The sequence below is a fragment of the Mesorhizobium sp. P2_E9 genome (assembly GCF_056403815.1).
In genome coordinates this window covers 54886-66904 of the sequence record NZ_JBFUET010000026.1, presented here as the reverse complement: position 1 = coordinate 66904, position 12019 = coordinate 54886, and the positions used below count along the sequence as shown (strand labels likewise).

General features: G+C 57.7%; 17 protein-coding genes and 1 pseudogene. 7 read left to right on the top strand and 11 right to left on the bottom strand.

The window, feature by feature from the left end:
- Positions 1-155: pseudogene (locus AC1D05_RS33275) on the bottom strand (IS110 family transposase); the annotation flags it as partial.
- Between the two features lie 626 nt (positions 156-781).
- Positions 782-1507, bottom strand: a complete 726-nt coding sequence (locus tag AC1D05_RS33270) for a hypothetical protein (RefSeq protein ID WP_477446874.1) — start codon at positions 1505-1507, stop codon at positions 782-784.
- Between the two features lie 149 nt (positions 1508-1656).
- On the opposite strand from AC1D05_RS33270, the gene AC1D05_RS33265 reads away from it, so the two are divergent.
- Positions 1657-1905 (top strand): hypothetical protein, encoded by a 249-nt coding sequence (locus AC1D05_RS33265; RefSeq protein WP_477446872.1) that lies wholly within the window; start codon positions 1657-1659, stop codon positions 1903-1905.
- Here the strand turns inward: AC1D05_RS33265 and AC1D05_RS33260 are convergent.
- The gene (locus tag AC1D05_RS33260; RefSeq protein ID WP_477446870.1) at positions 1902-2762 is read right to left on the bottom strand and encodes an ATP-dependent DNA ligase; all 861 of its coding nucleotides are present in this window, start codon (positions 2760-2762) and stop codon (positions 1902-1904) included. The genes AC1D05_RS33265 and AC1D05_RS33260 overlap by 4 nt on opposite strands.
- An 84-nt stretch (positions 2763-2846) precedes the next feature.
- Between AC1D05_RS33260 and AC1D05_RS33255 the strand changes: the two genes are divergently transcribed.
- Positions 2847-3062 carry a hypothetical protein gene (locus AC1D05_RS33255; RefSeq protein ID WP_477446868.1) on the top strand — a complete coding sequence of 72 codons (216 nt, stop codon included), beginning with the start codon at positions 2847-2849 and terminating at the stop codon, positions 3060-3062.
- A 191-nt stretch (positions 3063-3253) separates the two neighbouring features.
- Here AC1D05_RS33255 and AC1D05_RS33250 read toward each other — a convergent pair whose 3' ends face one another.
- A complete protein-coding gene (locus AC1D05_RS33250; RefSeq protein ID WP_477446866.1) occupies positions 3254-3448 on the bottom strand; it encodes a hypothetical protein in 195 nt (64 codons plus the stop codon).
- Positions 3449-3517: 69 nt separating this feature from the next.
- Here AC1D05_RS33250 and AC1D05_RS33245 point away from each other — a divergent pair, with 69 nt between their 5' ends.
- Positions 3518-3664 carry a hypothetical protein gene (locus AC1D05_RS33245; RefSeq protein WP_477446864.1) on the top strand — a complete coding sequence of 49 codons (147 nt, stop codon included), beginning with the start codon at positions 3518-3520 and terminating at the stop codon, positions 3662-3664.
- Here the strand turns inward: AC1D05_RS33245 and AC1D05_RS33240 are convergent.
- The gene (locus AC1D05_RS33240) at positions 3637-3897 is read right to left on the bottom strand and encodes a hypothetical protein (RefSeq protein WP_477446862.1); all 261 of its coding nucleotides are present in this window, start codon (positions 3895-3897) and stop codon (positions 3637-3639) included. The two genes, AC1D05_RS33245 and AC1D05_RS33240, sit on opposite strands and share 28 nt — an antisense overlap.
- 315 nt (positions 3898-4212) lie before the next feature.
- Between AC1D05_RS33240 and AC1D05_RS33235 the strand changes: the two genes are divergently transcribed.
- Complete coding sequence (locus AC1D05_RS33235) at positions 4213-4455, top strand: hypothetical protein (RefSeq protein WP_477446860.1); 243 nt, start codon at positions 4213-4215, stop codon at positions 4453-4455.
- 320 nt (positions 4456-4775) lie between these two features.
- On the opposite strand, the gene AC1D05_RS33230 is transcribed toward AC1D05_RS33235, so the two are convergent.
- From AC1D05_RS33230 to AC1D05_RS33220, 3 genes are all read right to left on the bottom strand, one after another.
- Entirely contained in the window at positions 4776-5114 is a 339-nt protein-coding gene (locus tag AC1D05_RS33230; protein ID WP_477446858.1) for a sunset domain-containing protein, read from the bottom strand.
- Between the two features lie 138 nt (positions 5115-5252).
- Entirely contained in the window at positions 5253-5507 is a 255-nt protein-coding gene (locus AC1D05_RS33225; protein WP_057144974.1) for a DUF982 domain-containing protein, read from the bottom strand.
- Positions 5508-5794: 287 nt separating this feature from the next.
- Positions 5795-6091 (bottom strand): hypothetical protein, encoded by a 297-nt coding sequence (locus tag AC1D05_RS33220; RefSeq protein WP_477446856.1) that lies wholly within the window; start codon positions 6089-6091, stop codon positions 5795-5797.
- 599 nt (positions 6092-6690) lie between these two features.
- Between AC1D05_RS33220 and AC1D05_RS33215 the strand changes: the two genes are divergently transcribed.
- Positions 6691-8025 (top strand): DUF6538 domain-containing protein, encoded by a 1335-nt coding sequence (locus AC1D05_RS33215; RefSeq protein WP_477446854.1) that lies wholly within the window; start codon positions 6691-6693, stop codon positions 8023-8025.
- 12 nt (positions 8026-8037) lie between these two features.
- Here AC1D05_RS33215 and AC1D05_RS33210 read toward each other — a convergent pair whose 3' ends face one another.
- The 3 genes from AC1D05_RS33210 to AC1D05_RS33200 form a co-directional block, all read right to left on the bottom strand.
- The gene (locus tag AC1D05_RS33210) at positions 8038-8742 is read right to left on the bottom strand and encodes a hypothetical protein (RefSeq protein ID WP_477446852.1); all 705 of its coding nucleotides are present in this window, start codon (positions 8740-8742) and stop codon (positions 8038-8040) included.
- A 10-nt stretch (positions 8743-8752) separates the two neighbouring features.
- Complete coding sequence (locus tag AC1D05_RS33205) at positions 8753-9262, bottom strand: biosynthetic peptidoglycan transglycosylase (protein WP_477446880.1); 510 nt, start codon at positions 9260-9262, stop codon at positions 8753-8755.
- 153 nt (positions 9263-9415) lie between these two features.
- Positions 9416-10009 (bottom strand): lysozyme inhibitor LprI family protein, encoded by a 594-nt coding sequence (locus AC1D05_RS33200; protein ID WP_477446850.1) that lies wholly within the window; start codon positions 10007-10009, stop codon positions 9416-9418.
- Positions 10010-10554: 545 nt separating this feature from the next.
- Here AC1D05_RS33200 and AC1D05_RS33195 point away from each other — a divergent pair.
- Together AC1D05_RS33195 and AC1D05_RS33190 are read left to right on the top strand one after the other, a co-directional pair.
- Complete coding sequence (locus tag AC1D05_RS33195) at positions 10555-11139, top strand: recombinase family protein (protein WP_069090395.1); 585 nt, start codon at positions 10555-10557, stop codon at positions 11137-11139.
- A gap of 70 nt (positions 11140-11209) precedes the next feature.
- Positions 11210-12007, top strand: a complete 798-nt coding sequence (locus AC1D05_RS33190) for a hypothetical protein (RefSeq protein ID WP_477446848.1) — start codon at positions 11210-11212, stop codon at positions 12005-12007.
- The last annotated feature ends 12 nt before the right edge of the window (positions 12008-12019 follow it).

The window sequence follows — 12019 nt, the reverse complement described above, 5'->3', positions numbered from 1 at the left end:
TCCATGCCGATCAGACAGGGCGACAGCTTCGCGAAGAAGGGCAGTACCTGCCGGCGGCGCAGCGGCTTGCGGACGACAACATCGCCCACTGCATCAACACAGTGAACCTGAAAAACGCTTTTGGCCAAATCCAGGCCGATCGTGATAATCTCCATGACGGGTGGCTCCCTTGGCTCGTGGTCGCTTTGACAGCATCCACACTTTGGCACTCAGATGCCGGGAGCGGGAGCCATCCACATCATCTGCTTTGGGGGATGGAAGACCGATCTCAATGACAGACTTGAGGCGCGAAGCTGTCCTTCGCGTCGTGGAAAACGTTCGTCGGCTTCGGGCTAGACCTTGCCGTTCCCCGCCGGTCTTTGCAGCACCAAGACAGGTCCATCAGGCCCAACACCGTAGAAAATACCGCAAGTCTTCTGAGTGGGGGGAAAGGCGGTAGCGCTCTCCCGCTACCAAATTTCTCTTAATCAAATAAGCCACTTAGGTGCGATGGCGCGCATCTAGGCGGCTGTTTCTATGTCGCGCCATGTTGCAACTGACTACCGTTGATTTCCAAGGGCTTCCTGCGACTATCGGCAGGTCCGTGCGACATGGATGCGACATGGGGAGCCACTTGAACCAAGCCGTTGAGCAAGTGCTTCCATACTGGGTGTCACTCGAGGCCCTGCAAGGCTTCCTGTTGACAAGTGCCGGTCGGTAGCGACGAACTGCCGACCGGTGCGCCTAGGCTGCGCCCGTTCGCCAAATCGTCAAGCGCGTCATGACTGACTGCGCTAACCGGTCAGACGTCAAATCCACCGATGATTTCACCGGCAAGTTTGGAGAACTCGCGCAACAATTCAATGACCGGCCGGCTGCCCGCCTCGGGAATTTCACGGAATGACACCGCATGGGAGAGTTTGATTTTGATCTGCGGGTCCGCTTCCATGTTGACGACCGCCATAGGTGTGCCGTCTGGTCCTAGCGCCTGATGAACAGTGATCTTGCGGACATAACCCTTAGCGCCGTCCGTTGTGATGGCCGCGCCGACACCATGTTGAGCGGCCGTGATCAGATCGCGGTGCTTGCTTTTGTTGCTGAGCCAATGGAGTGCATACAAGAGGTTATCCCCTCCCTTGTACGGTTTGAGCGCCACGATTGCGTCGCGATCGGCATCGGAAAGATCGGCGATTTTGCGCAGGTTAGCGGCGAAGAGTTTCCCACTGTCACAGATTGGGAATGCAGGTATCGTGTCTTTCACCGCCGCATTCTTACGACGTGCCAGCGCCACGACGAGGTGGTCAAGACTGTCGCGCTGGGCTTGAACAATCATGCCTGTCGCCGTCTTGATATCATCAGGGACTGTGACGTTGTTCCGATAGAGGGTGGCCCGTCGCATCTTACTATTTGGCGGGGTTCTGACTTCATAGACATTCTGTGCCATGAAGGCCGTGACTTGCGCCCCGAGGATTGTGATCTGGTTATCCGCCCACTTCAGTTTGGCGCGTGCTCCGGTTAAGTCGGTCATGAATCCCTCCCATTGGCGCACCTTATCAGTTTGGCGCCGTGGCCCTACGACTTCCTGTGAGGTAGGCCAGGGTGCCAGCTTGTGAGCCAGCTCGGCATATAGGATTATAGTCCTGTTGCGGCGAAGCCTCCTCAAAATGGAGATCGCCAATGGCCAGAACCAAGCCTTCCAAACAGCTTTCGCAAGATGAGATCGACCGCTTTCTGGTGGCCGCTGAGGCGCTGCACAAGAGCATCGTCCGGCCGCTCCTCGCGTTCCACAGCGATCACTATCGCGCGCTCCGTGATGTCCATGAGCCGCTGCTGAAGTCGATCGAGAAAATCACCGGCGAGAGAGCTCCGTTCATCCAATGGAATGGGACAGGCCCTGTAAAGCCCCGTGACGAGCCGCCGGGTTAAGTCTCTTCACGGAAATCCTGCAGCGCTGCATGCCGTAGGTCTTCCTCGCCGCGCAGGTGCTTTACACGGCCGATCAGACCCGGCTTGACCCATTGGGTCGCCGGCCGCTTCATTCCCTTTGGCGCCGTCCCTGCGTGGTCCTGGACGCGCTGCCAGAGCCGTTCGCGCAATTCCCTGTTCAAGGTGATGAACGCGCTGCCGACATAGCGCCCGGTGCCGCGCTCTGCCATCAGGGCAAAGGCCGGCTTGCCGTTCTCCCTCTCAACGCCGAGCAGGTCGAATTCCTCGACCTCGTAGCATTTGATTTTCCACCAATCACTGGAATCGCCGCTGCGGTACTTGCTGTCCTTGCGCTTCGATACCATCCCCTCGAGCCCGGCCTGGTCTACGAGATGGAAGATCGCATCCGCTGTGCCTGGCAGAGCTTGGCTGAACTGTATCCGAATGTCTTTAGGGATCATGCCCTCCAGGATCTCGCGGCGGTCCTCGCAGGCCATAGCGCGCAGATCGTGGCCATTGAGGTGCAGCAAATCGAAGGCGACAAAGTAGAGGTCGTGCTGTCGGCGCGTGATCGCCTTGCGCAACTCGCCAAAGTCCGACAGGCCGGCCTCGTTCAGGACGATGATCTCGCCGTCGATAATGGCGTTTTCCACCCCAAGCGATCCCGCGGCTGAAGCTAAGTCGCGATACTTCGAAGTCCAGTCGAGACCGCGCCGGGTGTAGATGCGCGTGCCGTCCTCATCGATGACGACCTGCGATCGATATCCATCAAACTTGACCTCATGCGACCATCCATCGCCCTCTGGCGGCTTGGCGCGCAGGGTCGGCAATTGAGGAGGGATGAACTTCAAACGCATGCACGGGAACTCACAAACGCGATTCAATCAGCATATGCTAAAATAGTTCCGGAACATTTTAGACGAATTGAAAGTTCGATAGCCATGACGAAGCTATCCGATCTCGGCCCTCCGATCCCTGGCAAGCTGCATGGCGACGACCTCATTCGCGAAGAGGGTCATTTCTACAACTGCCCGAACTGCGGCCAGAAGGTCGATCAGCGCGACCTGCGTCAGGTGTTCTATCACGAGGAGCCGGGGCACGAACCGCTGGAGCCGGAGCCCGAAGGAACGATCCTCGAGTTCCCACGCCGCAGATAAACCCGATCATCCCCCCTTCGGATTTTTGATCTCAGTGCGAACGCAGGAGGCCAGCGGGTCGCCATTCGAGAGTCGGGCAAATCCACATGCCCCCGCCCCCCATTTGGCAGCCTCGCCAGCACCGCGCTGAAATCGTCAAGCGCGCCCTTGCGAGGGCGAAGCTTGGGCGCGGTGGTCCGGTCTACGAAACGCTAGCTATCTGTAAGACAGGGCGTCGAAATTTGCGCAACACCTAGTCGCGCCCTCTCGCTTTGCGCGAAGGCTGCGGCCTCAGACTGCGCGCTGAATGCCTTGATGTGTACGACGCCGTTTTCGATCACACGAACGAACGGGCTGCCGCCTGCTGCGTCGAGTTCAACCGCCGTTTTCCAAGATTGATTGTCCATTTGCCCATACCCTATCCCCCCTGCAATCTGGGCGGGCAAGGCGGGCCTGTCAACTACAGGGTGTAGCGCGTGATCCCGCTCTACCTCGCCGCCATCACCGCCACTATGCTCGCTGGCGCCGTCTGGCGCTATCGGCAGCGCGACATGACCGGCATGGCCGCTTGCCTGCTGCTGGCCGGCATGGGCGCCTACCTGCTGTTCTTTGCCTTGCCATAGGCGTTCGGAGTGGCATCGGAGGTATAGATCAGGCCGACGTCGTTCCCGTTGCATTTCTTGCAGCGAAGCTTTGGACGAATGTCCCATTCCATGGCCGGCGCATCCGGGCCGAATCGGTCGCGGAGTTTCGCAAGGTCGAGCACTTGCTTATGATGGCAGGCCGAGTTGTGGCAGAACGCCGTCACCGACATTTTGTCATCGATCAGCGATTGGTAGGTCCAGCCTTTGCCCATCCAGCCGATATATCGCGGCCTCGGTCAGTCCGCCAAGCCGGCATCGTGAAGCCGCCAACCCCCGATTCGGTTCCGAGGCTCTCTTAGGGCTGGCTACGCCTGCGAGGCGGCTGGCAGGAAGCAGTTGCGCTGCCGACCAGCCTCAGGTTGCGTGCTGACTTTACCGTTTGTTGAGCATATTAGTGCACCATCATATGCGGACATGGAATGTAGCTCGTACATGACTAAACGCCCCGGCGTCTCACCCAGCGCCGGGGCGTTGTTCTTGAAGTCGGCCAAGCTCGATGGCGCTACCAAGCCGTAGGGGGTATTTTGATGGGGTTTCGTCGTCTAGGCGCGGTCGCCATTGGTGTGGCGTCCTTCATCGGCAGCGCTCATGCGCAGGAAGCCTGCGACCCGAACTACACCGGCGCCTGTGTTCCGATAGCCAGCGATGTCGATTGTTCCTCTGGGAATGGCAATGGCCCCGCATACGTACACGGGCCGGTCACTGTCGTTGGCGAGGATATCTACGGTCTCGACCGCGACCATGACGGGATTGGCTGCGAAAACGGCTAGAGCCAACTCTACACGGTTTGCCCTTCCACAGGGCGGGCCGTTCGCGTTAGGATTGCAGTTCCTGCTCCGGGGGGAACTATGCTTTCGCGAGGTGTCACGGTTGATCTGATTTTCACCGCTGCTGCGGGCATCGCTACTATCGTCTGCGTGCTCTTAACTCAAAGGTACAAAGTCAAGCGGTCACTTGTTATCCGCTTGTTTTTCCTGATCATGTTTGCGACGATCTTGCTGGAAATGAGGGTGGCAGTCGCTACCCGGGTTATTATTCCAGCATCAGGCGCTCCCATAGGATCGGGCGCTACCCAGCCGTAGGGGAATGGCTACACCTTAGCTTTCCGCCAGCCTGCCCACCAAGCATCCCACTGAGAGCAAAACCAGCGCTCGCCCTTGGCCGGATTAATGACCGTTTCGTCGTAGTAGCGCTGACCTGGCATGTGATAGATGCGTTCGCCTGTCACGCTGATATTGCCTTTGATGTTGCAGCCATTTGGCGTGCTAGAGCCGCCCATACGATGCACGGTGGGAAGGGGGTGTTGTTCGGCTTGCGGTATGAGGTAGCTTGCCCCAGCAACACCGCAAAGCAAAACGGGGATCAGCGCCCGCTGCTCTAACAGCGAACGCCTACGCCGCCTTATAGGCTTCTGCCCTTGGAGGCCCATAACCTTCTCCCCAAGGGAAGAATGCGACTCTTACTTGCTGGAGTCCAGACGGGACTATCCAGCCGGTGACGGTCGAACCGGCCCTGTGGTGTTCCACCGGATGAACTCGACTTGATATCGGTGACGCCGACAAGCCGCTCAATCAGGATCCCTCAGGATATCCGCCTCGATCGCCGCATTGACGAAAGCGGCACGGGCATAGCCGGCTTCTTTCAGCCCCTCGAGCACACCCAAGCATGCCTTGCGGGCGGCAACGTGACAGCGGCCCGTCTTCACGGGCCAGCGGTTTAGCAGGATGTCTGCGGCCTGGGCGACGCGCTCAACCTTGAAAGTCGTGTTCTTTGATCTGCCGAGCGCAACCCGCACCGGCTCATCGAAACGCTGGTCCTGCATGCTTCCATCCCGGACTCGACCTCGGAGGCAATTCGGTTCCCTCAGGTATCAGAAAGCCCCAGGGCATGATCGCCTGCCGCTTCAAAAAAAGCCCGCTGCCTGTCCCATCGCGGCAACGGGCTGAGTGCTTATGGAGGGCAATTAAGCCCACGGTAATATTAGATCGGCAAGGCGCGCTTGTCGTTGTGCGATTGCCTGTCGTTGACGGTTGGGGACTACCTGTGGATAACTCGCCGAGCATGTGGCTATGCAGGGCTCACCAGCGCGCGTTTCCGCCGGCCGCTATCTCATGCCGCCGGCGCGTCCCGCGCGTCCTGGCGCCCGCCTGTGGCCAGCGCCATGCACTGCGAAGCCATCGACCGCGACAGGCCTTCCTGCTTGTCGAGCCATGGCCCGAAATGACCACGCGGCAACGTCGCCTTTTGGTGAAGTAGCCAGCGGCCGACCGCGAGCTTCTGCTCGAGCGATAGGTGCCCGCGCGGGATCACCCGACCATCGGCCGGCCTCGGATCCGCCAGCGGCACGACGTTGCTCGGCGACATCAATGCCAGATGGCGAAACGGTCGCAGACGGCTCAACGCCATGTGGCGCACGGGTTAGAGCCCGCTGAGTTTTTGCGCCATTTTGCCTGTTTCGGCCAAAAATCGCGCCAACAGGAAAAATAATGCGCGAATGGAAGGGGCAGCGCTCAACGGCAATACGAAGAAACCTCGGCCGAATGTCCCCCCCGAGGGTCGAGGGGGCCATCAGTGCCAGGTCCCGCGAGGCGTCGGATCAAGTCTCGCGCCGGGTCGAAACGTTAGAGTATACCCTTTTGCGACAACGCGCTCCGTGGGGCTGACTAGCACCTACCTAGAACCAATTATCGTGCTAGACATCACACGGCTCGGTTTTTCAATGGAACAAGTCTCTAGGAACGAACGATGTACGGACGACGCGAAGGACAGCCTCCACCCCGGCTGGATGCCTCATGCCGTCGCATGCTGTCTAAATCAATAGCACCCTGCATGATGGGCTTTTTGGCGGGTAAGTTCTAAAATTCGCTCTAAGCTATTGATTTTGTTTATGAACTGGCGGAGAGAGCGGGACACTCTCCTCCAAGGCTCTGAACCCCTTGCATCCCTTGACTTCTGGGCATCGAGAACTCATCTGTGGGGCACCCGCGTGGGGCACCGGATGCATAATGGCCAATCCTAAGCAATACCTTGAATGGCACGGACAGCAGTGGCGAGTCCGCATTAAGGTGCCCGCGAAGGTGCGGGATTTGATTGGTCGAGGCAAGCTCACCCATCCTCTTCACACCGCCGATCTCAAGGATGCGGATGCCCGCAAATGGACAATCGTGTCCCGCCTTAAGGGTATCATCGCGGCAGCCGAGAAGGTCTTAGCGACCAATGATCCGGTGGAGGCGGAGGCTTTGCGGCATAGGCTCACTATGGACGAAGAAGGCACCCAGTATGCCATCAACTTGCGGGCTCATGAGCTTGAGGCCACCAAGGGTCTGGCCACGGCTAAAGCCTTCTTCGCGCTTGCCAGCGGACAGGTCACGCCGCTTGAGCACCACGCAACCGAGTTCCTCAAACACCAGAATTACCGTCTCAAGTCTGAAGGCGATTTCCGAAGGGTTCTAGGCTGGCTTGGGGACTGGCTCCGCGATAGCCGGCTCCCTGTCGCCCTTGAAGCCGTTAGACGGGTGGACGCTGGCAAGTTCCTGTCTGAGTCTCTTCTGGTCGGCAGGGGTCGCCAGAAGGCCACAGCCTATCTTGGGTTCATACGGCAATATTGGACGTGGCTGCTAGACAAGGGGCACCTGCCAGCCGGAGAGAACCCCTGGGCGGGCCAGAGGCTTCCAGCAGAGCGCCGCCAATCGCGCGAAGCGGAGACCGATAGTGGCAAGCGTCCGTTCACTGATGCGGAGATGGCCAAGTTGCTCAATGGGGACGGCGGATCACTGCTCAATGACCTGATGCCTGTCGGAGCGCTAAGCGGAATGCGCATCGAGGAGATTTGCCAGCTCCGCGTTTCCGATTGCCGAGATGAGATGTTCAGCGTGTGGGCAGGGAAGACCGATAGTGCCCGCCGAACCGTCCCGATCCACAGTGGCCTTAAGGAGATCGTAGAGCGGCGCACGGCGGGCAAGAAGGACAGCGACTATCTGTTTGACGACTTGCCGCCCATCCCAAAATCACGCGAGACGCGCTCCGATCCGGCCGCCAAGCAGTTCACACGGTATCGCCGCAAGGTGGGGGTGGATGAGCGTCCGAACGACAAGGCGAAGAGCAATGTGGACTTCCACTCGTTTCGACGCTGGTTTATCCGCAAGGCGCGTGATGCCATGCTGACGGGAGGTGCAGGGTTTGACGAGTGGACCTTCACGTGGGTGGTTGGACATACGGACAGCGAGCGAGCTAAGAGCCTCGACCTAAGCCAGCATGGCTACGCGGGGCAGGACCCAGAGAAGGCAAAGAGAGCGCTTGTGGAGGCCGTGAAATTGCCCTCAGTAAAAAGGGTCCGCTAAGTGCGACGAACCCTAGTTTCCCGCTTGCGAAGAGACTTCGTTCTGAATTTCGGCAGGCTTCCAATGCTCCAATGCTTTCCTGAGGCTAAACGCCAATTGATTTACGGCCGAATTCCAGTCTTTGTACGCTCGTATGCTCGAACGTCTCACTGTTTCGGTGTCAGAAAGAAGATTAACCTCTCGTTTAAAGTGCCAAGCCGCCGACTCCAGTGATTTTGCTGCTGGTGACCGTGCCGTTGGCACCTTCTTTGCGTCTATAAACCCATTGCCCATATTTCTTGGGAGGTTCTCTAAGTGGTCATCCCAATATCCGCGCTCGGTGTCGTTATTCGGCTTCAATCTTCCCGTCTTGTAGTCGTCTAAAAATTGAACCGCTTGCTTCGAAACTTCTGAAAACCACCTATCGCTTATTATGAACAGATCGACATCTGAGTCAGACGAGTAGGCTGCTCCGAACTTCAACGGACTCATGGAGTACCCTAGTCTACCGCTGCCGGTCATGCTGACATCTCTAAACGAAATGGCCAGCCGCTTAGCAAGGTTTTCCCTTGCGATCTGATAAATGGCGGGAGCGCTGAGAAACGCAAACGGCACACCTTCCGAGAGCCAGAGAGATGCGAAGCGCCGTGAATCGTCACGGCTGAGTTCCAGACCAGGTGAAAACCTCATTGATTCTGGGTAGTAGCCCGAAAGAGACTTTAGCCATTCTGACAGCAAGACGCCCTCCCTATTTCGATGCCAGCTGGTTAAGTATGTGTTGAACTCGGCGGCCTAATCTAACTTGGTATGTCTCGGATTTAACCTTCGGCATCGGCAACTTAAGTAGCGCTGCCAGAAGAGCCGCATCCTCCAGTCGCAAGTGGTTGGGTTCCAAATCCAATCGATCGCATATTTGCCGGATGCCGTTTCCGCGCCATCCAAAGTAGGCTAGTTCCAGATAAACCTCCATTATGGTCGATTTATCAAACTGCCTCGTTAGTGCCAGCGCCAGAATTACTTCGCTTACCTTTCTACCAATTGACAATTCGTACCGATGTCGGATGACCCTGACGAGTTGCTGTTCGACCGTGCTGGCGCCTTGAAGGTGGCCTCTGAAAAATGTGAACCACAACGCCCGGCATGTGGCTCGCAGATCGAGGCCGGAATGGCGTTCAAACCTTATATCTTCGACCGCTACAACTGCGTTGAACAGGGATTTATCTGCCGCTGCATCATAAGCCGTTACGGACGCATGCACTGAACGCACAACATTAGTGACAAACCGGTGGTCGGATCGGAGTAGCGCCGTCGCCAATCCTTGACCTATAGGCGCCAGCAGTTTCACCACCTCAAGTCCCGCCCAAAGTAAAATGGATATCGGTAGATTTCATTTCACGGGCAGACGCACCGATCATAGCTTTAAGCTGTCGTGGTAGTCCCTCAATTCAGCGTAACGCTGCGAAGTCAGCCGCTCGCGTTCGGCCGCATATATCATCGGCTGCATGCTCCCGCCCTCAACAAGGGACGCCGCCAAAGAAGCCTGCCCGTGCACGTACTTTGCCCATGTGTCCTGCGTGGCTTTAAGGGTGGCGAACTGGTCGGCAGGCATCTCCTGACCAAGCTCCTCGAAGACAGCTTTGAGCAATGCTTCCGCTCCAATGAGTGAAGAATATGCACTTTGGGTCATGTCAGCCTGCGTAAGCCCCTCGATGTGGAAGTTCTTGGTGAGGCGCTGCGCAACTTCGGATGGCGTTTTGGGATCCACTAGTTTTTCGACCGCATCTTCCAATTGGCGAAGGCGGGGCTTGCTGAAGAAAAGGCGGCTTTCAAAATCGTTCACGTCCTCAAGCTCTATCCCCGATCGATCCATGTTTGCTTTTAGCTCCACCAGCTTCGTTACGTGACCTATTCGCTCCCCAAGCGCAGATCGCTCAACGAAACGCTTTCCAAAATAGCCGACCACTCCACCGATGAGGAGTGCGGCTGTAACGACCAACTCAATCATTCGCGACGACTCTCTGGTTAACGCGGTATTGTCACCAAAAGATCGACGACAGTCCATCAGATGGAAAAAGAATAAGGGCAGCCTGCTGAATGAGACTCTTGGGCCAATAAAATTTTGGGTCGCTAATTTGAGACGCCATATCGTGAGGGCGGCGGCGAGCTTTCCCCCCCGTGCCTCCTACCGGCGACGCATTTTGCCGCCCATGCCGCCTACCGCTGACGTGGAGCGTATCCGCCATGTCTGATCAATCGGCCCCAATCCCTGCACCGTCACGAGACCGCCGCAACAAGCCCAACGCGCTCCAGTGAGGCGGTCTGCGGCAGCCTCTAATGCGGCTCGCTTGGACCATAGCGCGGCCACGCTGTCGGTGTCTGGAGCGAACCTGACAGGAAGCAGCTTCGACTTGCAAGCTGTCTCACTAGGGCAAGCCCATGTGAGTCTGCCAAATGGCTCGCTGCGATGTCTCACATGAATGGTCTCTTGACATTTTCCCTTTATGTCTCACATAATGGTCTCACTTGATCGCCAATGGGAGACCCAATGCTATGACCACATCCGCACTAGTCGGCTACGCCCGCACTTCCACCACTGACCAAAAGGCAGGCCTTGAGGCCCAGCTTCGCGACCTTGAGCAAGCCGGATGCACCAAGGTGTTTCGCGAAGAGATTTCGTCTGTGGCGACCAAGCGGCCACAACTTGCCGCCGTGCTTGAATGGGTGCGTGAAGGCGACTCTTTGGTGGTGACCAAATTGGACCGATTGGCCCGTTCCGTGGCTGACCTCGTGGACATCAACAAACAGCTCAAAGCTAAGGGGGTGGGGTTGCGCATTCTCGGCATGAACCTGGACACCGCCACCGCGCAGGGCGAACTTATGGTCAACGTTTTTGCAGCCATTGCCCAGTTCGAACGCGAGCTAATGCTTGAGAGGCAACGCGAGGGCATCGCGAAGGCCAAGGCAGAGGGGAAGTATGCGGGGCGGCAACCCACTGCCCGCGCCAAGGCAAAGGACGTGTTGAGGATGCGGTCGGAGGGGAAATCTGTTACCGATATTGTGACGGCTTTGGGGATCAGCCGGGCCAGCGTTTTTCGGATAATGGCAGAACACACGGAGGCGGCGCCAACGAGCTAGGTGGATGGGGGTGGGGAAATGCATGTGAGGGCAAGATGCCACGTGGCGTGCCAGAGTTCTGAGGGGTGGAATGCGCGACGAAGTTCTAGGCTCTTCAAGACGCGTGGCTGAGCGGGAGCTTGAGGGGGTTCGCAAACGGCTCGACGACGCGACTGCTGAGGCTTTCCATGCGGGTAGTTTGCACGGGTCAAGGTATTTCCACGTCTTGGCAGAGCGCTCTCGCGAAGGTTTCCGTCAGCTCTGTAATGCCTCCTCCAGTCAGATCGCAAAGATCGAAGGCGCGGGGTCGCTACGATATGCAACCGCACTTGATGAGATGCTGAATGGGTTCCGGCGTGATGTGCTGGAAATGTTCCCATTGCCCGGCGCTGGCCGCCAAAGCTCGGCATTCGACACATTCGCTCGCGAAGTCTTCGCGAACCTTGAGCAGCAGCTAGCTCAGGAACAGGCTGGAGCAATTGAGGATTTGCGACTTGGCGTTGCGGGAGGAGAAAGCGTGACTAAACACCCAAGTGTGAATGTCGACAATCGAGGAGGTTCGGCTCAAATTGCTGTGGGCGGTAGCGGCAATTTGCAGACTGTGCATGGGAATCTCCAGGCAGCGAGCGGCATAGACACGCGGTCACTCCTAGACATCCTTGAACTTGTTCGAGCAGAAGCACGTGAGGCCCCATTGGAGATGGAGCACAAGGATGCGATCGAAGATGCTGTTGTTGCCTTGGAGCATGAGGCGAAAGCGCAGGAACCCAACAAGGGGCGAGTGAAGCGGCTGCTGACAAGGATTGTAGACATCGGCAGGGAGCAAGGCGTCCCAATGGCACGTTCGGTGCTTGAGGAGTATTTGAAGAGCCTTGTGACGGGTGCCTAGGGGGCACTGTGA

Excerpts from the sequence above, each read along its gene's own strand:
- AC1D05_RS33270 (WP_477446874.1), bottom strand. The coding sequence starts at position 1,507 with ATGACCGACTTAACCGGAGCACGCGCCAAACTGAAGTGGGCGGATAAC.
- AC1D05_RS33265 (WP_477446872.1), top strand. The coding sequence starts at position 1,657 with ATGGCCAGAACCAAGCCTTCCAAACAGCTTTCGCAAGATGAGATCGAC.
- AC1D05_RS33260 (WP_477446870.1), bottom strand. The coding sequence starts at position 2,762 with ATGCGTTTGAAGTTCATCCCTCCTCAATTGCCGACCCTGCGCGCCAAG.
- AC1D05_RS33255 (WP_477446868.1), top strand. The coding sequence starts at position 2,847 with ATGACGAAGCTATCCGATCTCGGCCCTCCGATCCCTGGCAAGCTGCAT.
- AC1D05_RS33250 (WP_477446866.1), bottom strand. The coding sequence starts at position 3,448 with ATGGACAATCAATCTTGGAAAACGGCGGTTGAACTCGACGCAGCAGGC.
- AC1D05_RS33240 (WP_477446862.1), bottom strand. The coding sequence starts at position 3,897 with ATGGGCAAAGGCTGGACCTACCAATCGCTGATCGATGACAAAATGTCG.
- AC1D05_RS33235 (WP_477446860.1), top strand. The coding sequence starts at position 4,213 with ATGGGGTTTCGTCGTCTAGGCGCGGTCGCCATTGGTGTGGCGTCCTTC.
- AC1D05_RS33230 (WP_477446858.1), bottom strand. The coding sequence starts at position 5,114 with ATGGGCCTCCAAGGGCAGAAGCCTATAAGGCGGCGTAGGCGTTCGCTG.
- AC1D05_RS33225 (WP_057144974.1), bottom strand. The coding sequence starts at position 5,507 with ATGCAGGACCAGCGTTTCGATGAGCCGGTGCGGGTTGCGCTCGGCAGA.
- AC1D05_RS33220 (WP_477446856.1), bottom strand. The coding sequence starts at position 6,091 with ATGGCGTTGAGCCGTCTGCGACCGTTTCGCCATCTGGCATTGATGTCG.
- AC1D05_RS33215 (WP_477446854.1), top strand. The coding sequence starts at position 6,691 with ATGGCCAATCCTAAGCAATACCTTGAATGGCACGGACAGCAGTGGCGA.
- AC1D05_RS33200 (WP_477446850.1), bottom strand. The coding sequence starts at position 10,009 with ATGATTGAGTTGGTCGTTACAGCCGCACTCCTCATCGGTGGAGTGGTC.
- AC1D05_RS33195 (WP_069090395.1), top strand. The coding sequence starts at position 10,555 with ATGACCACATCCGCACTAGTCGGCTACGCCCGCACTTCCACCACTGAC.
- AC1D05_RS33190 (WP_477446848.1), top strand. The coding sequence starts at position 11,210 with ATGCGCGACGAAGTTCTAGGCTCTTCAAGACGCGTGGCTGAGCGGGAG.